The following is a 22,930-nucleotide window of genomic DNA, read 5'->3' as shown; positions in this document are numbered from 1 at the left end:
GCGTGCCGCCCCCCCTAGGGTGACGTCTGGGTAGTCCGGGTGGGAGGAGCGCTCCACATGCGACGCATTCGTGTCATCGACAGTCACACCGGCGGTGAGCCCACTCGCGTGGTCCTGGAGGGAGGGCCGGAGCTGGGACGGGACGACCTGGTCATCCTGCGTGAGCGCTTCCGGGAGCGCTTCGACGACTTCCGGAAGGCCATCGTCTGCGAGCCCCGCGGCTCGGACGTCATGGTGGGCGCGCTGCTGTGTCCTCCCACCCTCCCCTCCTGCGTCACCGGCGTCATCTTCTTCAACAACGTCGGGTACCTCGGCATGTGCGGCCACGGCACCATCGGCGTGGTGAAGACGCTGGAGTACCTGGGCCGCATCGGCCCTGGCGTCCACTCGCTGGAGACGCCCGTGGGCGTGGTCAAGGCCACCCTGCACCCGGATGGAAAGGTGAGCATCGCCAACGTGCCCAGCCACCGGCTGGCCCACGATGTGGCCGTCTCCGTTCCCGGACATGGTGAGGTTCGCGGGGACATCGCCTGGGGTGGCAACTGGTTCTTCCTCTCCCGAGCCGAGCATCTGCCGCTGGAGCTGCCGCACGTCCCCGCGCTCACCGCGTACGCGTCCGCCATCAAGCATGCGCTGGCGGCCAAGGGCATCACCGGCACGGGGGGAGCGGAAATCGACCACGTGGAGCTGTACGCGCCCTCACCCACACCGGGTGTGGACGCGCGCAACTTCGTGCTCTGTCCGGGGCTGGCCTATGACCGCTCGCCGTGCGGCACCGGGACGAGCGCCAAGCTCGCGTGCCTCGCCGCGGAGAGTGCCCTCGCCGAGGGCGCGACGTGGGTGCAGGAGAGCATCATCGGCAGTCGCTTCGAGGCGCGCTACACGCGCTATGGCGACCGGATCCTCCCCGTCATCACCGGCACGGCGTCGGTGAACGCGGAGGCCATGCTGGTGGTGGACTCGTCGGACCCCTTCGCCTGGGGCATCGGATGAGCGCCTTCGACTGCGTCATCGTCGGCGGAGGCATCGTCGGTGCGGCGCTGGCGGACGCGCTGGTGGGCGAGGGGCTGTCCGTCGCGCTGGTGGAGGCCCGCTCCATCGGCGCGGGCACCACGGCGTGCGGCATGGGCCACCTGGTGGCCATGGACGACAACGCGGCGGAGCTGGCGCTCACGGCCTGGTCGGTGGCGCTCTGGCGCGAGCTGGCGGACGGGCTGCCACGCACCGTGGAGTACGACGCGTGCGGGACGCTCTGGCTGGCCGCCGATGACGAGGAACTGGCCGCGGTCTCCGCCAAGGTCGCGAACTACCGCGCCGCCGGTGTGCGCACGGAGGTGCTGGACGCCGCCGCGCTCTACGAGGCCGAGCCCGCGCTCGCGCCGGGGCTCGTGGGCGCGCTGAGGGTGACGGATGACGCCGTGCTGTACCCGCCGGTCGCCGCGCTCCACTTCGCGCGGCGGGCACAGGCGCGGGGCGCGCGACTGTGGTGCGGCCGCCGGGTGCAGGCGCTGCGGCCGGGCGAGGTGGTGCTGGAGGGGGGCGAGGTCCTGGCGGCGGGCCGCATCGTGCTCGCGGCGGGCGTGGCCAGCCCCGCGCTGTGCCCGGGGCTGCCCATCACCCCGCGCAAGGGGCACCTGCTCATCACCCGCCGGGGCGCGCCGGTGGTGCACCACCAGCTCGTGGAGCTGGGCTACCTCAAGAGCGCGCATGGCACCGATGGCGCGTCGGTGGCCTTCAATGCGCAGCCGCGTGTCACGGGACAGCTCCTGCTCGGGTCCTCGCGGCAGCCGGGCGTGGGGACTCGAGAGGTGGAGGCAGAGATGCTGGAGCGCATGCTGAAGCGCGCCGCCGTGTTCCTGCCCGGGCTCGATGGATTGCAGGCCCTGCGCGTCTGGACGGGGCTGCGTCCGGCGACTCCGGACGGGCTGCCGCTGCTGGGGCCTCACCCGGAGAAGCCCTGGCTGTGGCTGGCCTGTGGCCACGAGGGGCTGGGCATCACCACCGCGACGGGCAGCGCGCGGCTGGTCGCGGACCAGCTGGTGGGCCGCGCGAGCGCCATCGACGCCCGGCCGTATGCGCCCGCGCGCTTCCTGACGGCGGCGCCTCGGGAGGTGGCCCATGCGTGACGGCGCGTCCCTCACCCTGCGCATCAATGGTCGGGTCGTCACCGTCCCGGTGGGCACATCGGTGGCCGCGGCCCTCGCGCTGGCCGGAGACTTCGTCAGCCGCGGCGACCTGGGCGGACGGCCTCGCGGCCCCCTGTGCGGCATGGGCGTCTGCTTCGAGTGTCGCGCCACCATCGACGGCGTGCCCGAGGTGCTGGCATGCCTCACGCCCTGCCGCGACGGCCAGGAGGTGGTGACGGATGCGTGAGGCCTGTGACCTCGTCGTAGTCGGTGCCGGGCCGGGTGGGCTTGCCGCCGCGTGCCGTGCGGCCGAGGCAGGCCTGGACGTGCTCGTCCTGGACCAGCAGCCGGAGCCCGGTGGGCAGATCTGGCGTGGCGAGGCCCGGAAGCGTGAGCACCGGCTGGCCCGGCGGTGGCTGTCGCGCTTCGCCGCCTCGGGCGCCCGCTTCCGCCCCGGAGCCCGCGTCGTCGCAGCGCCCGAGCCGGGCCTGCTGCTCGTCGAAGAGGGCACGTCCTCGCTCGCGGTGCGCTACGGCCGGCTGGTGCTCGCCACGGGCGCGCGAGAGCGCTTCCTCCCCTTCCCCGGCTGGACGCTGCCGGGGGTGCTGGGCGTCAGTGGCCTCCAGGTGCTCGTGAAGGACGGCCTCCCCATCCAGGGCAAGCGCGTGGTGCTCGCCGGCACGGGGCCGCTGCTGCTCGCCGCCGCCGCGACGATTCAGGCCCACGGCGGCGACGTCCTCTTCATCGCCGAGCAGGCCCCCGCCGCGCGGCACTGGGGCTTCGCCCTCCAGCTCTGGCGCCACCCGGGCAAGCTGCTCCAGGGCGCCGCGCTGGCGGCGGGACTCGTGGGTGTGCCCTCCGCCACGGATGCCTGGGTGCTCGCGGCGCAGGGCGAGCGGAGGCTCGAGAGCGTCCGCCTCTCCGTGCGCGGCCGTGAGACGCAGCTTGCGTGTGACTACCTGGGCGCGGCCTGGGGCCTCGTGCCCAACCTGGAGCTGGCGCGGCTGCTGGGCTGCGAAGTCGTGCGCGGCGCGGTGGTCGTCAACGACCGGCTGGAGACCCGCGTCCCCCGCGTGCAGGCCGTGGGCGAGCTGCTCGGCATCGGCGGCGTGGACCAGGCGCTCGTCACCGGGGAGCTTGCCGGCCTCGTCGCCGCGGAGCAGCCCGTCCCCAGCGCGCTGGACACCTCCTGGCAGCGCATCCGCGCCTTCGCGACCGCGCTCGCCCTGCATGACGCGCCCCGCCCGGAGCTGCGGGCCCTGGCCACGCCGGACACGCTGGTGTGCCGCTGCGAGGACGTGCCGCTCTCCGAGCTGGAGGGCTGCGGCAACCTCCGCGAGGCCCGGCTCTATGCGCGCCTGGGCATGGGCGCCTGCCAGGGCCGCACCTGTGGCGCCGCCGCGGAGACACTCTTCGGCTGGGCCGGCGAGGACGTGCGCCCGCCCTGCCTGCCCGCACGCATCGGCAGCCTCCGCCTTCCTCCTGAACCCCCACCCACCCCAAAGAGAGAGTCATGAGCCTCTGGACCGGTGTCCTTCCCGCCATCACCACTGCCTTCAACGCGGACCTGTCCGTCGACCACGGCGCGGTGCGCGCGCACGTGCGCTGGCTCGTGTCGCGCGGCTGTACCGGCATCATCCCCTGCGGCTCGCTGGGCGAGGGCGCGACGCTGAGCCTGGAGGAGAAGGCCGCGCTGATGCGCACCGTCACGGACGCGGTGAAGGCCCCCGTCATCCCGGGCATCGCCGCGCTCTCCACCGCCGAGGCCGTGCGGCTGGCGAAGGCCGCCGAGGACGCGGGCTGCGCGGGCCTCATGGTGCTGCCGCCCTACGTCTATTCCAGCGACTGGCGAGAGATGAAGGCCCACCTGGCCGCCGTGCTCCGCGCCACGAAGCTGCCGTGCCTCATCTACAACAACCCCGTGGCCTACCGGACGGACTTCACCCCGCCCTACCTGGCCGAGCTGGCCGCGGAGTTCGACAACGCCGCCGCCGTGAAGGAGTCCTCCACCGACGCCCGGCGCATCACCGGCATCCGCGCCCTGCTGGGCGACAGGCTGACGCTGGGCGTGGGCGTGGATGACTGCCTCGTGGAGGGCGTGGAGGCCGGCGCGAAGTTCTGGGTCGCGGGCCTGGTGAATGCCTTCCCGGACGAGTCGGTGCGGCTGTTCGAGCTGGCGGCCGCCGGCAAGAAGGACGCGGCCTTCGCGCTGTACCGCTGGTTCCTGCCGCTGCTGCGGCTGGACACCGTGACGAAGTTCGTCCAGCTCATCAAGCTGGTGCAGCAGGAGCAGGGCTGGGGCCACGAGCGCGTGCGCCCGCCCCGGCTGGAGCTGGCCGGCGCAGAGCGCGAGGAGTGCCTGCGCGTGCTGCGCGAGGCGCTGGCGAGCCGCCCGGCCCTGTAGCCCCCACCCGAAGCGAGGAGCCACGGCATGGAATGGATGGGACTGTCCCTGATTGGCGCCGGACGCGGTGAGCCCGGCGGGCCGACCTTCACCGGCTGGAACCCGGCGGAGGGCGTCGCGCTGGAGCCCCGCTATCACGGCGCGCACCCTCACGAGGTGGAGCGGGCCTGCCAGCTCGCGCAGGACGCCGCACCCGGCTTCGGTGCCCTGTCCTCGCGCCAGCGCGCCAGCTTCCTGGAGCATGTCGCCGAGGCCCTGCTGGCGGCCGAGGCCGGTTTCCTGGCCGTCACGCCGCGCGAGACGGGACTGCCTCCCGCGCGCATCCAGGGCGAGCTGGGCCGCGCCGCGGGCCAGTTCCGCCAGTTCGCCCGCCTCCTCGAGGAGGGAAGCTGGGTGGACGCGCGCATCGACCATGCCCTGCCCGAGCGCCGCCCCCTGCCCCGGCCGGACCTGCGCTCCATGCTGCGCCCGGTGGGGCCGGTCGCGGTGTTCGGCGCCAGCAACTTCCCGCTCGCCTTCTCCGTGGCCGGCGGGGACACCGCTTCGGCGCTGGCCGCGGGCTGTCCCGTCGTCGCCAAGGCGCACCCCGCCCACCCGGCCACGTCCGAGCTCGCGGGCCTGGCGGTGCGCGCCGCCGTGGTCGCCTGCGGGCTGCCCGAGGGTGTGTTCTCGCTCCTGTTCGACGCCGGCATCGAGGTGGGCCGCGCCCTGGTGCGCCACCCCGCCATCCGGGCCGTGGGCTTCACCGGGTCGCGCGCCGGTGGCCGCGCGCTGATGGAGCTGGCCGCCGCCCGTCCCGTCCCCATCCCCGTCTTCGCGGAGATGGGCTCCATCAACCCCATCTTCCTCCTGCCCGAGGCCCTGGCCGCGCGTCCCGAGGCGCTCGCGGACGCGCTGGCTGCCTCCATCGTCCAGGGCACGGGCCAGTTCTGCACCTCGCCCGGGCTGCTCGTGGCGGTGGAGGGCCCGGGCTACGACGCCTTCCGGGCCCGCCTCAGCGAGCGGCTCGGCGCCGTCTCCGCCGCGCCCATGCTGACGCCCGCCATCGCCGAGCGCTTCCGCGAGGGCGTGGGCCGGCTCGCCGCGCGCCCGGATGCACGGACGTGCGTGCGCGGTGAGTCGCGCAACGCCCTGGGCGCCCCGGCCCTGTTCGAGGTGGACACGGGCGCGGTGCTGGCGGACGCGGCGCTGACGGACGAGGTGTTCGGGAGCTGCGCGGTGCTGACCCGCGCCCGGGAGCCGAAGGACCTGGTGCGCGTGGCGGCGAGCCTGGAGGGCCAGCTCACCGCGACGCTGCTCCTCGAGCCGGGAGACCATGCCCTGGCGGCGGAGCTGCTGCCCATGCTGGCGGACCGGGTGGGCCGCGTGCTGGTGAACGGCGTGCCCACGGGCGTGGAGGTCTGCCCCGCCATGGTGCACGGCGGCCCCTTCCCGGCCAGCTCGGATGGCCGCTTCACCGCCGTGGGCACCGGAGCCATCCGCCGCTTCGTCCGGCCCGTCTGCTTCCAGGACCTGCCCGAGCCCCTGCTGCCCACCGAGCTGCGCGAGTCCAACCCGCTGAACCTCTGGCGCACCGTGGACGGGGTGCTGACGCGAGGCTGAACCTCCCGGGTGGCGAGCGGGCGGCCTTTCTGGTGTCCTTCCGTCGCGAGGGCGGATGGAAACCACCAAGGCGCGCGCGGAGCTGGAGCACTGGCGGGCAGACTTCATGGGGCGGGTGGCGAACCCGCTCTTCGCGGAGGCGCTGTTCGACCGGGTGCCGGACATCGTCTTCTCGGTGAAGGACATCCGGGGCCGGTACGTGTGCATCAGCGACGCGTGCGCGGAGCGCTGCGGCCTGAAGAACAAGGCAGCGGCGGTGGGACGCACGGCGCACGAGCTGTTCCCCCGGCACATGGCGGACCGCTACGTGCGGCAGGACGAGCGCGTGTTCCGGACGGGGCGGCCCATCATCGACAACCTGGACCTGACGCTCTTCAATGACCGGAAGCCGGGCTGGTGCCTCACCAACAAGGTGCCGCTGTTCGACGCCTCCGGAGCCATCCTGGGCCTGGCGTGCCTGTCCAAGGACGTCCACGAGCCGGGCCGGGGCGGGCTGGTGGATGAGCGCTTCGCGGCGACCATCGACTACATCCAGGCCCATCATGGCGAGCGGCTGCGCATCGACACGCTGGCGCGCCGGGCCGGCATGTCCGCGGCGCAGTTCGAGCGGCGGATGCGGCGCATCTTCCAGCTGTCCGCCGGGCAGTTCATCATGAAGACGCGCATCGACGCGGCGGCGGAGCGGCTCGTGGACACGGACCAGCCCATCGCGGCCATCGCCCTCGCCGTGGGCTTCTGCGACCAGAGCGCGCTCTCACGCCAGTTCAAGCAGGTGACCGGCCTGAGCCCACGCCAGTACCGGCAGCTCCAGGGCCTCGCCAACCCCGCGAAATAAGACGGGGACTTCCAGAAAATCTCAATCACCAAGAAACTCAGGAACGGTCTGCTCCGACAACCTCGTTGCGTTTCCCCCCTCAGCAACGACACCTGGAGCCAGCCGATGCATTCGAACCGGATGACGTGGAACACCGCCCTGCTGTCCGCGGGCCTGCTGCTCGCCTCGTGCGGAGGTACCGTCGAGGACGCGACGCTCGGCGGGTCCGAGACGGACGCCGTCGCCACGGCCAGCGCGGAGCTGAACTCGCCCATCTACGACAGGGCGCGGGCCTTCGCCGCCGCCAACCCCAAGCGGGACGGCGGGACGTGGGACCAGTGGTGTGGCTCGCTCATGTTCCGCTTCGGCCAGCTTCCGGCCTCGTCCGCGCGGGACTCCGCCATCCTGGCCTACCACGCCTCGGACATCCTCTCGCTGAACGCCGCCTCGGCGCCCACTGGCGCCTTCCACTGGTGGGACATCGGTGCGTACGGCCACGTGGGCGCGGACCTCAATGGCGGTGGCTCCACGGTGTTCATGGCCACGCGCAACCTGGCCGAGTCGTGGGGTGACGCCATCGGCATCAACAGCGTCTCCGGCTACTCGGCCCGGACGGGCGCGCGGTACCTCGGCTGGTCCATGGACTACGCGGGCGGGCGCATCGCCGGCGGCGGCACGCCTCCTCCTCCCGGTGGCCTGCCGAAGACGTCCACGGAGTACGACGGCATCCCCGGCAACATCTATTACCAGCGCATCCAGACGGTGGGCCGGCGCGACTTCGGCTACACCGGCCCCATCGACGGCGTCACCGGCCCCAACACTGAGAACATTCGCGTGCGCATCACCGCGCGTGAGCTGAACAGCCGGGGCGGGCCCCGCACGTCCGCGCAGGAGGACGGCGTCCCCGGGAAGATCTACTGGACCCGGGTCCAGACGGTCGGCCGGAGCTTCGGCTACACCGGCCCCATCGACGGCATCCCCGGTCCGAACACCTACAAGGCCGAGCACAGGATCTGCGGCTATGCGGTAAACCGCGCCTTCTGAACACGCGCTCCCCAGGGGGCTCGTCGGGCGCCAGCCGCGGCTGCTAGAAAGCCAGACATGGGGCTGGCGAAGAAGGGCGCGCGGCTGCTGACCGTGGAAGGCGAGCGGTATCGCTGGGTCGTCACCAACGGTGGCGCCCCGGTGCCCGGCATCGTGGTCGAAGCCGTCGAGCCGCCGCGTCAGCGGATGGTGACGTGGCTGGAGACTGTCGACCCCGTGGCCCCATGGCTGGTGCGCGAGGCCGTCCTCCACGCCCTGTCCCAGGGGTGGCACCCGCGAGCCTCCGGTCCCGAGCGCGTGTTCCGGCTCGACGAGCCCACCGTCTTCCAGGCCCGCCGCGCCCGCTGGGCGGCCAGGCTCCACCAGCTCTGCGACGACTTCCAGGCGCGGGCGAACGACTTCGAGTTCGTGCGCCATCTGATGCGCTACGGCGAGCGCGTCATCGCGTTCGAGTCCTTCTGCGACAGCCTCCTGGACGCGGCCGCCCCACCCACGCTGAGCCTCGCGCAGTTCGAGTGCGTCGCCGAGGTCGGCGAGGAGGTCGGGTGCCGAGCCAACTGGGTCGCCCTCATCGACCTGCTCCCGCCCGCGGACCGCAAGCGCCTCGACCGCCGGCTGCGGACCCTGGCGGCGAGCCATGCCAGGGAGCAGTTCCGGCGCCATCCCGAGCAGCGCTTCTGGCTGCAGCGCCTCGGCGACCTCCTCGTGGTCGGCTGAGGTCAGCCCGGCGGAGGCCCCTGGAGCCCCAGCAGCGCCTTGCCCAGGAAGTCACGGGTGACGGCGCCGGACCAGGCCATCAGCGGGCCGCTCATCGCATCTCGGACGTAGCGCTCGAGGGGGCGGCTGCGCAGGTAGCCAGAGCCTCCCGCCAGCTCCAGCGCCGCATTGGCGATGGACACGGCGGCCTCGTTGGCGACGACCTTGGCCTGCATCTGGAGGATGGGGAAGTCCGGCGCGCGCGCGTCCGTGGCGCTGGCGGAGCGCATGGCGAGCGAGCGCGCCGCCTCCAGCCGGAGGCTCATGTCCGCCACGGAGAACTGGGCCCACTGCAGCTCGGCGAGCGGCTTGTTCTCCGGCGGCAGCCGGCGCTCCTTCGCATACTGGATGGCGAAGCCCATGGCCGCCTCGGCGATGCCGATGGAGATCCACGGCAGCCCCGCGGAGACCGCGTTGGGCTGAGAGGGGTCCAGCCTCAGCATCCGTGACTCGGGCAGCAGCGTGTCCTGGAAGTGCAGCAACTGGCTGCGGGTGGCCCGCATGCCCATGGGGTCCCAGATCTCCTCCACCCGGACGGACGCGTCCTTGTCGACGATGAAGAAGCAGGGCCGCCCGTCACAGATGGCGCTGGTGAGGAGGTACTTCGCGTGCTCGCCTCCGGAGACGAAGCGCTTGGCCCCGCTCAGGCGCCAGCCGCCCTCCACCCGCCGGGCCTGCTGGAGCGGCATCAGGAACAGGTTGCCGCTGGTGGGCTCGCCCAGGGCGTTGCCGAACCAGGCGCCCTGACGGAATCCGGTGTCGAAGGCAGCCCGCTCCGCCGCGTTCACCAGCGCCATGAAGCTCGTCCCCGCGCCCTGGTGCATCAGCCAGGCGGTGCCGAACGACGCGTCTGCCCGGCACAGCGTGGCGAGGACCCGCCCGAAGGTCTGCCAGGAGGCACCGTCCAGGAGCATCGTGTTGAGCGGGGAGCGGACGATGGCGGCGCGCCCCTCCTCCGGGAAGGTGGAGTCCCGGTCGTGCTTCGCGGCGTGCTCGGCCACCAGCGCGGCGAGCTGCTCCGCCTCGTTCAGAAGGTCCGTATCCGTCATCTGTCTCTGTGTCCTCATCCTGGCGGTATATGCTGCGCGGCCTCGGCTACGAGCCTATCAACACGCAGCACCCAACCAGGGAGTCTTCACATGTTCGGAAAACTTGCCGCGGATGCCCTTGGCCTCAGTGACATCGGAACGGTCATCGCCCCCGCCGACTATGACAAGGTGGATGCCGACGACTATGTGATGCACGAGGACCAGGAGAAGATCTACTTCCTCATCAAGTCCAAGTCCGACGAGTACTGCTTCACCAACAAGGCGCTCATCCACCTGGACGGCACCAGCGCCGCCAGCAAGAAGCGCATGCTGCGCCGCTACAGCTACAGCTCCAACCCCGTGTCGAACGTGATGCTGGAGACCGCCGGCAACATCGACATGGACGTGGAGGTCAAGTTCCGCCTCGGCTCGCGGGACTTCTCCATCGACGTGCACAAGAAGCAGCTGGAGCAGGTGAAGGACCTCTACAAGGCGCTGTTCCGCATCTCCGAGATGATGGTGGAGAACGAGATTGCGCTCGGCCACGCCAAGGCCAGCCTGGACGTCGCGTCCTCCACCCTGGGCCGCGGCCAGGCGGGCTCCACGCCCATCGTGGAGTCCTTCAAGGAGCTCAACCAGGCCGCCTTCGCCTGGCTCTCCGGCGCCCAGCAGAAGTACTGGGTGAAGGACTTCGGCTCCGTGTTCGAGCGCTACATCAAGGGCTGAGTCCCTGCCCCGGGCCGGACGCCGCTGGAGACAGCGGCCTTCCGGCCCCTGGGGCTTCCAGCCCTACCGGAGGACCGGCTCGCGCCGCCGCAGCATGAAGGCGAGGAAGGCGAGCCCCGCGAGGATGAGCGCCCACTCCTCCGGCTCGGGCACGCCTGTGGTGGCGATGACGCCCGAGGGCTGGTTGAGCAGCTCGCTCCCGGACTCGTGGTTCCGGCGGAAGCGCTCCTCCGAGCGCTCCTCTTCTTCCAGCACCGCCATGCGGTCCCGCAGCAGGACGATCATCGACGACCACGGCGTGACGACGGAGTGTGCGCGCGCCAGGGAATGGAGCTGATCCAGCTCTTCCACGCTCAGCGCCTCGCCCCGGGGGCGCGCGGTGATGAGCGCGCGCGCGGCGAGCGGTGCGAAGGCGGGCTCGGGGGTGCGGCCATCCGCCGTGGTGACGCGGCGCCACTCGTAGGCGCCTCCCACCGCGAGGATGTCCACCGGCTGGGACCAGCGGGCCACCGCGTCCTCCACCGTGCGCGTGGCGCCGTTGCCGGCGAGCTGGAGCAGGTCGAGCGTGGCGTCGTCGTACTCGCGCGGCAGGCCCCCCAGGTGCACCAGCCAGAACGGAGCCGTCGGGCGCGGGGGAGCGGGGTCCCCGCTGTCGCGGGCCTCGGCGTCGTCGTCGGTGAGCAGCAGCACCAGGTCCGCAGGCCAGGCGTCCTTCCGCGCCGCCCACTGGTGGAGCATCTGCTGCACCGTCTGCCGCCCGTAGAAGAGCACCTCGTCCGCCACCGCCGCGAGCGGCACCTCGCGCGCCGCGTCCGGGCGGTTCGCCGGCCTGGCGAGGAACACGCGCACCTTCGCCCCCCGCTCCTCCAGCGCGCGCAGCTCCTTCAGCGTCGCGTCGAAGGCCTCCCGCACCCGCGCCATGCTCCGGCTCTGGTCGACAATCACCGCCACCGTCTTCCCCTCCACGGCGTTGCCCTGCCGGGGCGTCCGGGGCCGCGCCTCGACGACGGTGCCATCCGTCAGCGCGGCGAGGTGCACGGCGGGCGCGGCGGTGCTCTCACGCGGGAGGGAGGGAATCCAGGTGTCGCCGCGCACGCCCCGGCCATTCACGCGCCGCACCAGCTTCGAGCTCCAGCGCACGTTCCGGCGCTCGAGCAGCTCCGGGGCGGGCCACTGGTCGCCGTCGGCGAGCGTGGTCCACGTCATCCACAGGTGGAGCTGGGGCGTGGGCTCGCCGCTCGACTTCGCCGGGCGGGCGGGAATGGGGAACACGCGGAGCCGGAACTGCCGGGGGCCCACCTGCTCCAGCAGCGCGGGGTCGATGCGGCGCGCCACCTCCGCCTGGTAGGCGCGCTGGGCCGCGCCCCGGGGGGCCACCCGGTACACGTCCCGCTGCTCGCGGTCCTCCGACGTGCCCAGCCACAGCCCCGTGAGCGCCGCCTGCGGGGGGAGCGAGAAGGCGAAGTAGATCTCCTGGAGGTCCGTCGTGAGGTTCTCGTACACCTCGTGCAGCTCCAGCTCGGCCAGGTCGCCGTGCTCCGTCACCTGGAGGGACTGCTGGACCACCTCCGCCCGCTCCTCGTTGATGTTGAGCAGGCCCGCGCTCACCTCGTCCCGTCTCAGGTTGGAGGTGAGGGCATGGCGGATGCGAGCGCGCTCGGCCTTCTGGATGGGCTGGTCGAAGAGCTGCTCGTAGTGCGTCGCCGCGCGGGGGTGGTCCTCCTGGAAGTCGCCCTTGTACACGAAGGGCGAGGCCACCTCGCGGAACCAGCCCTGGATGACTCGGGCCGTCTCGAGCTCCATGGCAAAGCCGTCCCGGTCCCGGTACATCTCCGCGACGTGCTCGTCGGACGAGTTGAGCGCGTACTGGTACGAGCCGAGGTAGGCGCGCACGAGGCCTTCACGCAGCTCGGAGGAGTCCTCGATGAGGGCCTGCATCGCCTCGCGCGTCGGGGGCGGCGCCTCCAGGCGCGAGAGCACCTGCCGCTGCGGCTGCTGGCTGGCGACGAAGAAGACGAGGGCCGCGAGCGCCGCGCCGCCGAGGGTGACTGCCCCCGCGGCGCGCCGGGACAGCGCCGCCTGCGCCTGCCGCCAGAGCCGGCGCACCGCGCCCAGGTGGAGCCAGGGCAGCAGCGCCGGAGTGAGGACGAACAGCGTGGCGGAGTACAGGAAGAGCAGCAGCCCGAGCGTGCCCAAGACCAGCGCCACCCCCTTCGTCTCGACAATGGCCCTCAGCAGCGGGCTGGCCCACTCGAAGCTCAGCAACTCCTTGATGAGCAGGAAGGCGACGGGCAGCACGTAGAAGGCCGCGAGGAGCGCCAGGTAGGCCGCGAAGAAGGCGGAGAAGGACGCGGCGCCCAGCGCCAGGCTCCAACGCCAGCGGTGGCTGCCCAGGACCGGCGCCGCGAACGCCTCGGCCACATACACGGCCGCGCCGAACGTGACGCCCCACATCACCACCGCCGCGCCGGGGTTGAGCTCGTGGATGGCGAACAGGCGCAGCAGGCAGAGGAGGAAGAGCGGGCCCTCGACGGCGAAGAGCAGGCCCAGCAGGGCGCGCGGGTTCTGGCGGAAGAAGCCGAAGGCCAGCACCAGCGTCGCGGGTGGGACGGCCAGCAGCAGCACCGAGAAGGCGACGAAGTCCCACGGGAGCTGGTCCTCGACGAAGCCCTCCACCACCCATGGGCCCACCAGGGGCAGGAACCCGGCCAGGAGGACCAGCACGAAGAGCAGGTTCCAGGACCAGAACAGCCCATGCCCAAAAAACTTCACCCACCGCTGCATCACGGCACCCCCTCGAAGGCGCGCCCCACGGCGGCCCGGACTTCGGTTGCTGCGTCCACCAGCGGCGCCCCCGATGCTCCCTCGAGCACCACGGTCGCCATCACCCACGGCGCGTCATCGCCGAAGGGTCCTGCCAGGATTCTCTCGGCGAGCGTCGCCACCGTCCGCTCCCCCTGCTGGAACCACGTCACCGCCGCGCCAGGCACGGGCCCCAGCTCCATGTGCTGCACGGCAAAGCCCTCGCCGAGCTTCCGCGTGTCGATGGCGTGGAGCGTGACGCCGCTCGCCGCCAGGCACTGCGCCGCCGGGTGGTGCGCGCGCCAGGAGGTCGCGGGCACCAGCAGGAGCGAGCCGCGGCGGCCCGCCCAGGTGAAGAAGACCTTCCGCGCGCCGGCCGCGCCATGGCGGCCGAAGAGGTCCATCTCCGCCGCACTGAGGGTGGCGGGCACCGCGGCGAATGCCGCTGGAAGGGTGAAGCGCAGCGGCGCGGGCACGGGGGGCGGGAGCGGCCGTCTCGAGGACACGGCGGTGAGGAGTCCCAGCACCGAGGCCAGCAGGAGCGGCGGCACGAGCGACGCGCGCACGGGCGCCTCGTCCATGGCGGGCCGCATGGTGGCCTGGGGCACCCACCGTACGGTGGCCCAGGCGGCGGCGCCCGCGACCAGGAGGAACCCGAAGAGGCCCAGGGGCGTGTGGATGAGCGAGGCCAGGTCGGGCCGGCCCGCGGCCACCGCCACCAGCGACAAGGCCGTCACACGCACCGCGTTGGCCCCGAGCATCGCGCTGGCCTGCGCCGCCAGCACGGCCGCGAGCCGCCAGCCGAGGCGGCGCCCCTGGACGGCGACGAGCGCCAGGGTGAGCAGCGCCCCTACCCACAGGCTCTTCATGCCCGCGCAGGGCAGGTCGACGGAGGCCAGCCCGTTCTCCATGACGAGGATGCTCTCGCTGCCGGAGTTCGCGACTCCCAGCGAGCCCAGGAGCCCGGAGGCAATGCGCGCGGCCACGAGCCGGGCCGGGAACCCCAGGTACGCCTCCAGGTGGTGGCCGAAGGGCAGCACCCCGACGAGCAGCGCCACCCCGGACGCGGCGCGCCGCCAGAGGTGTCCGGGCAGGTAGAACCCGGCGAGCCCGTACAGCGCCACCAGCAGCAGGGCCGTGGACATGAGGTCCACGTCCAGGAACCTCCGGACAAGCACCTGGAGCGCGCTGGCCCCCACGAGCAGCACCACCGGGAGCCGGTCCACGCGGGGTGCCCGCAGGAAGCCGCGGTGCAGCCCCCGGGGCGCCCGCGACACGAGCACGAGGGCCACGAACAGGAACAGCAGGGTGCTCGTGCGCAGCTCGTGGGTGAGCAGGCCCGCGAGCCAGCGGAACGTCGGCGCGAACAGCGCGGCGAGCCCCACGACCAGGGCGCCATTGGCCGTGAGCGCCGCCAGCGCATGCGCGCGCGGGCGGACGTCGTCAGGGGCCGTGGTGAGCTCTCCGGGAATCACGGGACAGAGGCTACGATGACAGGCCCCCTCTTGCCCTCCCCCCCTTGCCAGGCGCCCGGCGGTCCGGGCGAGCGGTCGTGACCGGGAGGCGGACGGTCGCTGCGCCGGGCGGGATGCAGCCCGCACTCCCCGGGGCGCCAGCGCGTCAGGTCGCGGCGGTTGGAAACGTCAGCTGACGCAAATCAAACGAAAAACGATAGAAGACCCATCATGGCCAAGCTGAACCAGATCATCGCCGTCGAGAAGGGCGTCAAGAACCGCTCCCAGCAGGAGCTGACGCAGGCGCACCACGACCTCCAGAAGCCGCAGCTGCTCGCCGGCCTCTCCCGCACCTATCAGCCCCGCGACGAGGAGGGTGAGCGCTTTCCCCCCGAGTCCACGCGCGTGCAGGTGCGCACCGACGACGTGCTGAAGAAGACGAAGGAGATCCTCACCCGCCTCTTCGACGTCACCGCCACCAAGGACCTCACCAACTGCCACGCCAAGGCGGACGTGCGCGTGGACGGCAAGGTCCTGCTCAAGGGTGTGCCCGCGACGTACCTGCTCTTCCTGGAGAAGCAGCTGGTGGACCTTCACACCTTCGTGAAGAAGCTCCCCACGCTGGACCCCTCGGAGAGCTGGGTGCCGGACCCGGCGCAGGGCCTGTGGGCCACCGAGCCGGTGCAGACGGCGAAGACGAAGAAGGTCCCGCGCAACCACGTGAAGTCCGAGGCCACCGAGAAGCACCCCGCCCAGGTGGAGGTGTATTACGAGGACATCGTGGTCGGTTACTGGAAGACCGTGAAGTTCTCCGGCGCCCTGCCCGCCACCCGCGTCAACGACATGCTGGAGCGCGTCGAGAAGCTGCAGCAGGCAGTCAAGTTCGCCCGTGAAGAGGCCAACGCCGTGGAGGCGGAGGAGCTGAAGGCCGGCGAGGTTCTCCTCGGCTACCTCTTCAGCTAGACTCGGGCCGCAGTCCTTTCGGAGTACAAGCTCAAACTCAGCAGCAGACTCACGCTGAGCGTTCTCGGGTCGCCGTCAGTGCAGGTTCGAAGCCTGCCCCCGCCACCACCCACCGTGCGGCGGGGTAGCCCAACTGGTAGAGGCAAGCGACAACAAGAGACCGCGAGGCACCCCAGCTTCAGATTCTCACTCCAGACTCAGCATTCGCTGTCGCAGGCCCGATCAACCGTTCCCACCCCCCTCCTCGAGATGCTGGTGCAATTCCAGCCCGCCGCTCCATCCCGCTTGCGCGGCGGTCGTTCAATCGCAGGACGCGAGGTCTAGACTGAGGCGGGAACTTCAAACGTGCGGGCCTCATCCATGGCAGCACCCCGAGCCCGGTCAGGAGGACAACCTGATCGGGCTCACTTCTTTTCAAGAGCCCGCGACCCCGTAGGGCCAGCCTGGGAAGCGCCAGGTGCCCCAGCACGGGCAGCCCCCTCGCACGTTGCTTCCGTCCCTGCGCGTCTCCATCGCTAGGGGAAGCCACGGAGGTGCGGCATGGCCAGCGTCATCGTCATCGGGGGAGGAGTCGCCGGACTCACCGTCGCCCATGAGCTGGCGGAGCGCGACTTCGAGGTCCACGTCTACGAGTCACGCGCGACGTGGGGCGGCAAGGCGCGCTCCCAGCCGGTGGCGGGCACCGGCACCGGAGGCCGCCGGGACCTGCCGGGCGAGCACGGCTTCCGCTTCTACCCTCGCTTCTACCGCCACGTCATCGACCAGATGCGCCGGACGCCGGTGCCCGGTGAGCCCGCGCGCAATGTCGAGCAGCACCTCAGGCCCACCACCGAGAGCGCGGTGGCCTTGATAGACGAGACGACCTGGCACCGCTTCTACCGCCGGCGCCTCGACAAGCCCTACGACGTGCTGGAGGCGCTCGAGCTGTTCTTCCAGGAGTTCGACTTCGACAAGGCCGACGTCAGCCTGTTCGGCCTGCGGTTCCTCCAGTTCCTGTCGTCGTGTGACGAGCGCCGGCTCGGTGAGTACGAGCGGCTCTCCTGGTGGGACTACCTCCATGGCGACCTCTACTCGCCGCAGTTGCAGCGCCAGCTCCGCGCGGTGCCGCGCACCATGGTCGCGATGGACCCGCACCACGGCTCGGCGCGGACGATTGGGACCGTTTCGGTGCAGCTCCTGCTCGACTACGCCACGACGGGGGTGAGCAACGATCGGACGATGGGCGGACCGACCAGCCAGATGTGGCTCGAGCCCTGGGTCACCCATCTGCGCGGCCTGGGCGTCCACCTGCACGGCGGCGTCCGCTGCGCCGGCTTCGACGTCGCGGGCGGGCGCATCTCCCAGGTGCGCTTCGACGACGGCCACGCGCGCAGCGCGGACCAGTACGTGCTCGCGGTGCCCATCGACGCGGCCCAGGCCCTCATCAGCCCCGAGCTTGCCGGGCTGGACCCGGCGCTGGCCCGGCTGCGCGCCGCCGACGTGGAGCAGCTGGTGTCGTGGATGGTCGGCGCCCAGTTCTTCCTCTACGAGGACGTGCCCCTCGTCCGGGGACACACCTTCTATCCGGACTCCCCCTGGGCGCTGACGTCCATCTCCCAGCCACAGTTCTGGCACGACCTCGGCCTGTTCCGGCGCCAGTTCGGTGACGGGCAGGTGGGCGGGCTGCTCTCCATCGACATCTCCGACTGGGACACCCCCGGCACCTTCGTGCCCAAGCGCGCCAAGGACTGCACGCCCGAGGAAATCAGGACCGAGGTGTGGGGCCAGCTCAAGGCGGCGCTCAACGGCACCCAGCCGGAAGAGCAGATCCTCACCGACGAGCTGCTGCACTCGTTCCACCTCGACGCCGACCTGGACTATGGCGCCGGCCTGCCGCCCGCCAACCCCTCGCGGCTGCTGGTTCACCCGCCCCGCTCCTGGGAGCTGCGTCCAGAAGCGGCGAGCGCCATTCCCAACCTGTGCCTCGCGGGCGACTACGTCCGCACGCACACCGACCTCGCATCCATGGAGGGCGCCTGCGAGGCGGGCCGCCGCGCGGTCAATGCCATCCTCGAGCGGGTCGGCTCCACGGCGGCGCGTGCCGGGGTATGGCCCCTGGAGGAGCCCGCCTGGCTGGAGCCATGGAAGCGCCTGGACGCCACCCTCCATCGGCGCGGCCGCCCGCACGTGTTCGAGGTCCTCGGCCTCGACTCCGCCTTCCAGGCGGCCGACCTGCTGCGCCGCTTCGCCGCATTCACCGGGCTGACGCGCATCGACGACTGGGTGGACCAGGGGCGGCTCACCCACATGGTCGACGGGCTGCTGGAGCGCATCGGCGTGCACTGAGCGAAGCCTCCGGCGCTGCCCCGCGCGGCGTCCGTGTGGTACGTGGTCCCGCCACGGGAGCACCCGCCCGCTCCCGCTTCCACGCGAGACCGCCATGACCCACGCCATCCTCGAAGCGCTCGGCCTGTCCGAGCGCAACCCCGGCACCTACCTCGGCAACGGCGAGTGGTCCGGGACGGGCCCGGACGCCGACCTCGAGGTCTTCAACCCGAGCAACGGCCAGCGCCTGGCCCGTGTGTCCTCGGCCAGCGCGGAGGACTACGAGACGCTGGTGCACAGGGCGGCGCAGGCCTTCGCCGCGTGGCGCGCGACGCCCGCGCCCCGGCGCGGCGAGGCCATCCGGCTGTGCGGCGAGGCCCTGCGCCGGAACAAGGACGCGCTCGGGTCGCTGGTCTCCCTGGAGATGGGGAAGATCAAGCCCGAGGGCGACGGCGAGGTGCAGGAGATGGTGGACATCGCCGACTTCGCCGTCGGCCAGTCGCGCATGCTGTACGGCCTGTCCATGCACTCCGAGCGCCCCGGCCACCGCATGTACGAGCAGTGGCACCCGCTGGGGCTGGTCGGCATCATCAGCGCCTTCAACTTCCCCGTCGCCGTGTGGGCGTGGAACGCGTTCATCGCCGCGGTGTGCGGGAACATCTCCATCTGGAAGCCCTCGCCGAAGACGCCGCTGTCGGCCATCGCCGCCACCCGCATCTGCAACGAGGCGCTGAAGGCCGGGGGCTTCCCGGAGGTGTTCTTCCTCTTCAACGACAGCGGCACCGAGCTGGCGCAGCGGCTGGTGGACGACAAGCGCGTCGCGCTGGTGAGCTTCACCGGCTCGTCCGCGGTGGGCCGTCAGGTGGGCGTGCGCGTGGCCCAGCGCATGGGCCGGAGCCTCCTGGAGCTGGGGGGCAACAACGCCATCATCGTGGACCGCACCGCCGACCTGAAGCTGGCCATTCCCGCCATCGTCTTCGGCGCGGTGGGCACCGCCGGCCAGCGCTGCACCACCACGCGCCGGCTCATCGTGCACGAGGCCATCGTGGACGACGTGGTGGCCCGGCTCACCGCCGCGTACGCGCAGGTCGAGGCCCGCATCGGAGACCCGCTGGAGGCGGGCACGCTGATGGGGCCGCTCATCGACGCGGCGGCCGTGCGACGCTTCGAGGCGGCGGTGGAGAAGGCCCGGGCGTCAGGGGGCCGCGTGGTGAGCGGAGGCAGGGCGCGGGGCGGCCCCGGCCACTTCGTGCTGCCCACGCTCATCACCGGCGTCAGCCCCGGCAGCGAGGTGGTGCAGACGGAGACCTTCGCGCCCATCCTCTACGTGCTGCCCTACCGGACGCTCGAGGAGGCCATCGCCATTCAAAACGGCGTGCCGCAGGGGCTCTCCTCGGCGGTGTTCACCCAGGACCTCAAGGTGTCCGAGCAGTTCCTGTCCGCCGCCGGCTCCGACTGCGGCATCGCCAACGTCAACATCGGCACCTCCGGCGCGGAGATTGGCGGCGCCTTCGGCGGTGAGAAGGAGACGGGCGGAGGCCGCGAGTCCGGCTCCGACGCATGGAAGGCGTACATGCGCCGGCAGACCAACACCATCAACTACTCGGACGCGCTGCCGCTGGCCCAGGGCATCCGGTTCGAGCTCTGAGTGACCTCGGGCGGAAGGTACCGGACGGAGCGCGGCCGGGCGCCCTGGTGCTTCTCCAGCCAGGACACGAAGAGAGGGAAGACGTCGCGGTGGCAGTCCTTGCCCATGAAGACGTCCTGGTGCCCGTAGCCCTGGAGCACGCGCAACGCGTGCCGCCCGGGGACCAGGGCCTCCAGTCGCTGGTGGCAGACGATGTTCGAGTCGGTGAAGACGTGGTTGTCCGCGCCCGTGAAGAACAGCACGGGCGTCTGGATGTTCTTCGCGTGCTGGAAGTAGTCGTCCGGCAGGTGGCTGACGGAGGCCTTCTTCGGGTCGTACTTCACCGCGCCACCCGCGCTCACCATCTTCCGCACGTGGCGGTAGTAGTGGAAGCCCGTGGCCCCGTAGAGGTCCCCACCCCGCTCGTGGGTGACGGGGTGCAGGTTCTCGTGGCTGTACAGCGCCGGGAAGCCCGTGCCCCACATGAGGCTGAGCATGTGGCAGGCGGGCACATCGCACTCGCGATGGACGAGGCCGGCCAGCGCCACCAGCAGCTTGTTGCGTGACAGGCCCCCCTCCTCCGCTCCGGCGGCATTGAGGTAGGACATTCCCGCCAGCTGCTCCAGGAGGAACGGCGACAGCGTCAGCTTCGCCTTGGACCAGCGGGGCACGCGCGGCGTGAGCGAGACGCTGTTGGCGATGACGCTGCTGATGCCGGTGACCGCGCCACCGAACAGGCTCATCATGAAGGACACTGCCCCCAGACAGTGGCAGATGACATGGATGCGCGCGTCCGGCCCCACCTCGGCGCGCAGCTTCTGGAGGGCCGCGGGGAAGTCGAAGGCGGCGATGTCATCCATGTCGTAGCGGTGGCGCTGGAGGTTGTAGGGATGCCGGTTGCTCATCCGGAAGTCCAACGTCCAGACGTCGGTGAAGCCGTGGTCCAGCAGGTAGCGCACCAGGTTGTAGTGCTCGGGCATGATGAACATGTCCGAGGACGTGGTGAGCCCGTGGACGATGAGGACCACGTCGTCCCCGGGCTCTCGAAGGAAGCGCAACATGCTCAGCCCCAGCTTGTCGCCGGTGGCGAAGGCATGTGTGCTGACATCGGCGTCGGGGACGCCCTCCACGGTGTGGAGCGGAATCTCCCGGCGGTACGGCTTCAACATGGTGACCTCCCGACTGCGTCTCACGCAGGACGTGGGGAGTGAGTGCGCCCGAAAAGAGTGTGAGGGCGCGGCACGGACGCGGGGGCAGGACGGCGCCAGGCTGCCTGCCCCCTTCGTCAAGGAGTCCTCCGCGTCACCTCACTGGACGTCGGAGTCCGGAGGTCCGAGCTGGAACGAGCGCTGGACCTCCACCGTCGCGCCCCGGACGGCGGTGAGCGCGGGGAGGCAGTCCGGCGCGGCCTGTCCCAGCACCACGCCGGCCTCCTCCAGCACCTGCTCGACGTCGAGGCCGGCCGCCCTCAGCCGGGCCACCACGTCTTCGAAGCGGTCCGGCGGCGACGCCTCTATCAGGACGGAGACCGGGGTTTTCGATGGCATGACCGTGCTCCCTTCCTGGAGGAGTCGCGCCCGGCTCACGGCGCCCGGACGAGCCCCAGCCCCACGTCGCTCGCGGGGTGCGGCAGGCGCCGCGCGCAGCGCGCCATGGCCTGCCACAGCGCCAGGCCCGTGCGGTTGGTCGCCTGCGCGAACAGCGCGGCGATGCCCGCGACGTGCGGCGTGGCCATGCTCGTCCCCGCCAGCCTCCGGTAGAACGGCGGCAGCGGCACCGACGAGAGGACGTCCACACCCGGGGCCGCGATGTTCACCTCGCCCCCGTTCGGGTTGATGGCCCCGCACGAGAACGCGGCGACCTGGAACGCGGCGTCAATCGCCGCCACGGCCGCGATGGACGGGCAGTTGGCCGGGTGCGCCACGGGCCGGGTGACGCCGGGCCGCCGGCTCTCGTTGCCCGCCGCGGCGATGATGAGCGTGCCTCGCAGCAGCGCGCGCCGCGCCACGCCTTCGTAGACATGGCTGAAGCCCTGCCCGGGCAGGGCCGGCGCTCCCAGCGACATGGAGATGACCTGGGCCCCCTGCGCGACGGCCCAGTTGATGCCCGCGAGGATGCTCCCGTCCGTGCCGCTGCCCTGATTGCTCAGCACCTTCCCCGCGTAGATGTCGGACTCGTAGGCAATGCCGTAGCGCGGCACCCGCGCGGCGGGCCGGAACCCGCAGGCGGTGCCGATGCAGTGCGTGCCGTGCCCGTTGCCGTCGTCGACCGTCTGGCCCTGGATGAAGGACGCGGTGACGATGTTCCGGCCGCCGAAGTCCCGGTGGGGGCCGAAGCCCGTGTCCAGCACCGCCACCTTGACGCCGCGGCCCGTGTACCGCGAGGCGATGACGCCGGTGGCCTGCAGCCCCCAGGTCGCCTCGCTCTCGTTCCAGCGCTCCGCCTGGGGAGCGATGCGCTCACGCATCCCGAGGGCGCCGCCCCCTTCGGCCAGCAGCCGGTCCACCAGCTGCACCACGGAGTCGCGGTAGCCCCGGAGGTACGCCAGCGTGGCGTCCTGGCCCACCCCCATCCCCATGCCCTCCTCGAAGGGAATCGGCACGGGGAGCCGCTCCTCCCGCGCGAACTCGCCGCCGGGCTGCTGCTGCAGGGCGGTCAGCGCGCCGGGAGGAAGGACCGTCTCGGACCAGCTCGGCATGGGCCGCTGCGGGTTCAGCCCGTCAGAGCCCAGGTCGCCGAGGCCGATGGCATGGACCACCCGCTCGGGCTCGACCGCCAGGAAGGGCAGGTCCCCCTTCTCCTCCGCCGTGCCCAGGGACCGGAGCTGGTCCGGGTCCATCTGCAGGACGGCGGCATTGATGTCGGAGAAGATGACGTTCTGCGTGGTGACGTCCTGCTGCTCCTCGGGACGGTCCCCTCTCATCACGTTCGCCTTGATGCCCGCGAGCTTCTGGAGCGAGCGCGTCCCCTGCTCCGTCGCTCCCTCCGGAAGAAGAACGATGTAGCGCCCCGTGTACTGCGTCTCGTCAGGGCCCGGCACCATTCCACCATCCCCATTCCGCTTCCCGAATATCGTCATGACTTCCCCCACCGCTCGCATCGGCTGCCGATGCGGCCGGCACATCCGGCGCGACAGCCCATACACCTGACGCGACTGCGCCCAGGTGGGACTCCGGGGCTGGATGGGGCCGGGCCGTGCGCTGGTGAATCGTTCCCGGCGGGAGCGTCACGTTGCGGCCAGCGCTCCTGCCCGGTGAGGTGGGGCAGACAGCCGCGGGCC

Annotated in this window: 19 protein-coding genes; 13 read left to right on the top strand and 6 right to left on the bottom strand. The window is 71.7% G+C overall.

Annotated elements, in window-relative coordinates; translation table 11 throughout:
- The first annotated feature begins 57 nt into the window (after nt 1-57).
- The 9 genes from LXT23_RS38480 to LXT23_RS38440 all read left to right on the top strand — a co-directional run bounded on the left by LXT23_RS38480 (nt 58) and on the right by LXT23_RS38440 (nt 8,707).
- Nucleotides 58-993 carry a proline racemase family protein gene (locus LXT23_RS38480; protein WP_253985426.1) on the top strand — a complete coding sequence of 312 codons (936 nt, stop codon included), beginning with the start codon at nt 58-60 and terminating at the stop codon, nt 991-993.
- Nucleotides 990-2,126 carry an NAD(P)/FAD-dependent oxidoreductase gene (locus LXT23_RS38475; protein ID WP_253985425.1) on the top strand — a complete coding sequence of 379 codons (1,137 nt, stop codon included), beginning with the start codon at nt 990-992 and terminating at the stop codon, nt 2,124-2,126. Before LXT23_RS38480 ends, LXT23_RS38475 begins: the two co-directional genes overlap by 4 nt.
- A complete protein-coding gene (locus tag LXT23_RS38470) occupies nt 2,119-2,373 on the top strand; it encodes a (2Fe-2S)-binding protein (protein WP_253985424.1) in 255 nt (84 codons plus the stop codon). Before LXT23_RS38475 ends, LXT23_RS38470 begins: the two co-directional genes overlap by 8 nt.
- The gene (locus tag LXT23_RS38465; protein ID WP_253985423.1) at nt 2,366-3,643 is read left to right on the top strand and encodes an NAD(P)/FAD-dependent oxidoreductase; all 1,278 of its coding nucleotides are present in this window, start codon (nt 2,366-2,368) and stop codon (nt 3,641-3,643) included. The genes LXT23_RS38470 and LXT23_RS38465 overlap by 8 nt, the downstream gene beginning before the upstream one ends.
- Nucleotides 3,640-4,530, top strand: a complete 891-nt coding sequence (locus tag LXT23_RS38460) for a dihydrodipicolinate synthase family protein (RefSeq protein WP_253985422.1) — start codon at nt 3,640-3,642, stop codon at nt 4,528-4,530. The genes LXT23_RS38465 and LXT23_RS38460 overlap by 4 nt, the downstream gene beginning before the upstream one ends.
- A 27-nt stretch (nt 4,531-4,557) precedes the next feature.
- Complete coding sequence (locus LXT23_RS38455) at nt 4,558-6,132, top strand: aldehyde dehydrogenase (NADP(+)) (RefSeq protein WP_253985421.1); 1,575 nt, start codon at nt 4,558-4,560, stop codon at nt 6,130-6,132.
- Between the two features lie 55 nt (nt 6,133-6,187).
- Nucleotides 6,188-6,967: an AraC family transcriptional regulator gene (locus LXT23_RS38450; protein WP_253985420.1), complete on the top strand. Its 780-nt coding sequence runs from the start codon at nt 6,188-6,190 to the stop codon at nt 6,965-6,967.
- 105 nt (nt 6,968-7,072) lie between these two features.
- Nucleotides 7,073-7,990 (top strand): hypothetical protein, encoded by a 918-nt coding sequence (locus tag LXT23_RS38445; protein WP_253985419.1) that lies wholly within the window; start codon nt 7,073-7,075, stop codon nt 7,988-7,990.
- A 57-nt stretch (nt 7,991-8,047) separates the two neighbouring features.
- Nucleotides 8,048-8,707, top strand: coding sequence for a hypothetical protein (locus LXT23_RS38440; protein WP_253985418.1), 660 nt, complete (start codon nt 8,048-8,050; stop codon nt 8,705-8,707).
- Between the two features lie 2 nt (nt 8,708-8,709).
- Here the strand turns inward: LXT23_RS38440 and LXT23_RS38435 are convergent, their stop codons facing one another.
- Nucleotides 8,710-9,795, bottom strand: a complete 1,086-nt coding sequence (locus tag LXT23_RS38435; protein ID WP_253985417.1) for an acyl-CoA dehydrogenase family protein — start codon at nt 9,793-9,795, stop codon at nt 8,710-8,712.
- 90 nt (nt 9,796-9,885) lie between these two features.
- Here LXT23_RS38435 and LXT23_RS38430 point away from each other — a divergent pair, with 90 nt between their 5' ends.
- Nucleotides 9,886-10,500 (top strand): PH domain-containing protein, encoded by a 615-nt coding sequence (locus tag LXT23_RS38430; protein ID WP_253985416.1) that lies wholly within the window; start codon nt 9,886-9,888, stop codon nt 10,498-10,500.
- Between the two features lie 63 nt (nt 10,501-10,563).
- Here the strand turns inward: LXT23_RS38430 and LXT23_RS38425 are convergent, their stop codons facing one another.
- Together LXT23_RS38425 and xrtO are read right to left on the bottom strand one after the other, a co-directional pair.
- Nucleotides 10,564-13,284 (bottom strand): TIGR02921 family PEP-CTERM protein, encoded by a 2,721-nt coding sequence (locus LXT23_RS38425; RefSeq protein WP_253985617.1) that lies wholly within the window; start codon nt 13,282-13,284, stop codon nt 10,564-10,566.
- The gene (xrtO, locus tag LXT23_RS38420; protein WP_253985415.1) at nt 13,284-14,777 is read right to left on the bottom strand and encodes an exosortase O; all 1,494 of its coding nucleotides are present in this window, start codon (nt 14,775-14,777) and stop codon (nt 13,284-13,286) included. Before xrtO ends, LXT23_RS38425 begins: the two co-directional genes overlap by 1 nt.
- 210 nt (nt 14,778-14,987) lie before the next feature.
- Here xrtO and LXT23_RS38415 point away from each other — a divergent pair, with 210 nt between their 5' ends.
- From LXT23_RS38415 to amaB, 3 genes are all read left to right on the top strand, one after another.
- A complete protein-coding gene (locus LXT23_RS38415; RefSeq protein ID WP_253985414.1) occupies nt 14,988-15,719 on the top strand; it encodes a DUF7873 family protein in 732 nt (243 codons plus the stop codon).
- A gap of 540 nt (nt 15,720-16,259) precedes the next feature.
- Nucleotides 16,260-18,044, top strand: coding sequence for a hydroxysqualene dehydroxylase (locus LXT23_RS38410; RefSeq protein WP_253985413.1), 1,785 nt, complete (start codon nt 16,260-16,262; stop codon nt 18,042-18,044).
- 94 nt (nt 18,045-18,138) lie between these two features.
- Entirely contained in the window at nt 18,139-19,671 is a 1,533-nt protein-coding gene (gene amaB, locus LXT23_RS38405; RefSeq protein WP_253985412.1) for an L-piperidine-6-carboxylate dehydrogenase, read from the top strand.
- Here amaB and LXT23_RS38400 read toward each other — a convergent pair.
- The 3 genes from LXT23_RS38400 to LXT23_RS38390 all read right to left on the bottom strand — a co-directional run bounded on the left by LXT23_RS38400 (nt 19,623) and on the right by LXT23_RS38390 (nt 22,693).
- Nucleotides 19,623-20,819: an alpha/beta hydrolase gene (locus LXT23_RS38400; RefSeq protein ID WP_253985411.1), complete on the bottom strand. Its 1,197-nt coding sequence runs from the start codon at nt 20,817-20,819 to the stop codon at nt 19,623-19,625. The two genes, amaB and LXT23_RS38400, sit on opposite strands and share 49 nt — an antisense overlap.
- A gap of 138 nt (nt 20,820-20,957) precedes the next feature.
- Nucleotides 20,958-21,197, bottom strand: coding sequence for a hypothetical protein (locus LXT23_RS38395; protein WP_253985410.1), 240 nt, complete (start codon nt 21,195-21,197; stop codon nt 20,958-20,960).
- Nucleotides 21,198-21,232: 35 nt separating this feature from the next.
- Nucleotides 21,233-22,693, bottom strand: a complete 1,461-nt coding sequence (locus tag LXT23_RS38390; RefSeq protein ID WP_253985409.1) for a S8 family serine peptidase — start codon at nt 22,691-22,693, stop codon at nt 21,233-21,235.
- Between the last annotated feature and the right edge of the window lie 237 nt (nt 22,694-22,930).

Origin of the sequence: Pyxidicoccus xibeiensis, from assembly GCF_024198175.1 — a bacterium.
Classification (GTDB): domain Bacteria; phylum Myxococcota; class Myxococcia; order Myxococcales; family Myxococcaceae; genus Myxococcus; species Myxococcus xibeiensis.
Note: the sequence above shows the minus strand (reverse complement) of the source record. Positions and strands in the feature narration are given on the sequence as shown.

Bases quoted from the DNA above. Each gene is read 5' to 3' on its own strand.
- LXT23_RS38480 (WP_253985426.1), top strand. From the start codon at position 58: ATGCGACGCATTCGTGTCATCGACAGTCACACCGGCGGTGAGCCCACT.
- LXT23_RS38475 (WP_253985425.1), top strand. From the start codon at position 990: ATGAGCGCCTTCGACTGCGTCATCGTCGGCGGAGGCATCGTCGGTGCG.
- LXT23_RS38470 (WP_253985424.1), top strand. From the start codon at position 2,119: ATGCGTGACGGCGCGTCCCTCACCCTGCGCATCAATGGTCGGGTCGTC.
- LXT23_RS38465 (WP_253985423.1), top strand. From the start codon at position 2,366: ATGCGTGAGGCCTGTGACCTCGTCGTAGTCGGTGCCGGGCCGGGTGGG.
- LXT23_RS38460 (WP_253985422.1), top strand. From the start codon at position 3,640: ATGAGCCTCTGGACCGGTGTCCTTCCCGCCATCACCACTGCCTTCAAC.
- LXT23_RS38455 (WP_253985421.1), top strand. From the start codon at position 4,558: ATGGAATGGATGGGACTGTCCCTGATTGGCGCCGGACGCGGTGAGCCC.
- LXT23_RS38450 (WP_253985420.1), top strand. From the start codon at position 6,188: ATGGAAACCACCAAGGCGCGCGCGGAGCTGGAGCACTGGCGGGCAGAC.
- LXT23_RS38445 (WP_253985419.1), top strand. From the start codon at position 7,073: ATGCATTCGAACCGGATGACGTGGAACACCGCCCTGCTGTCCGCGGGC.
- LXT23_RS38440 (WP_253985418.1), top strand. From the start codon at position 8,048: ATGGGGCTGGCGAAGAAGGGCGCGCGGCTGCTGACCGTGGAAGGCGAG.
- LXT23_RS38435 (WP_253985417.1), bottom strand. From the start codon at position 9,795: ATGACGGATACGGACCTTCTGAACGAGGCGGAGCAGCTCGCCGCGCTG.
- LXT23_RS38430 (WP_253985416.1), top strand. From the start codon at position 9,886: ATGTTCGGAAAACTTGCCGCGGATGCCCTTGGCCTCAGTGACATCGGA.
- LXT23_RS38425 (WP_253985617.1), bottom strand. From the start codon at position 13,284: ATGCAGCGGTGGGTGAAGTTTTTTGGGCATGGGCTGTTCTGGTCCTGG.
- LXT23_RS38415 (WP_253985414.1), top strand. From the start codon at position 14,988: ATGGCCAAGCTGAACCAGATCATCGCCGTCGAGAAGGGCGTCAAGAAC.
- LXT23_RS38410 (WP_253985413.1), top strand. From the start codon at position 16,260: ATGGCCAGCGTCATCGTCATCGGGGGAGGAGTCGCCGGACTCACCGTC.
- amaB (WP_253985412.1), top strand. From the start codon at position 18,139: ATGACCCACGCCATCCTCGAAGCGCTCGGCCTGTCCGAGCGCAACCCC.
- LXT23_RS38400 (WP_253985411.1), bottom strand. From the start codon at position 20,819: ATGTTGAAGCCGTACCGCCGGGAGATTCCGCTCCACACCGTGGAGGGC.
- LXT23_RS38395 (WP_253985410.1), bottom strand. From the start codon at position 21,197: ATGCCATCGAAAACCCCGGTCTCCGTCCTGATAGAGGCGTCGCCGCCG.
- LXT23_RS38390 (WP_253985409.1), bottom strand. From the start codon at position 22,693: ATGGTGCCGGGCCCTGACGAGACGCAGTACACGGGGCGCTACATCGTT.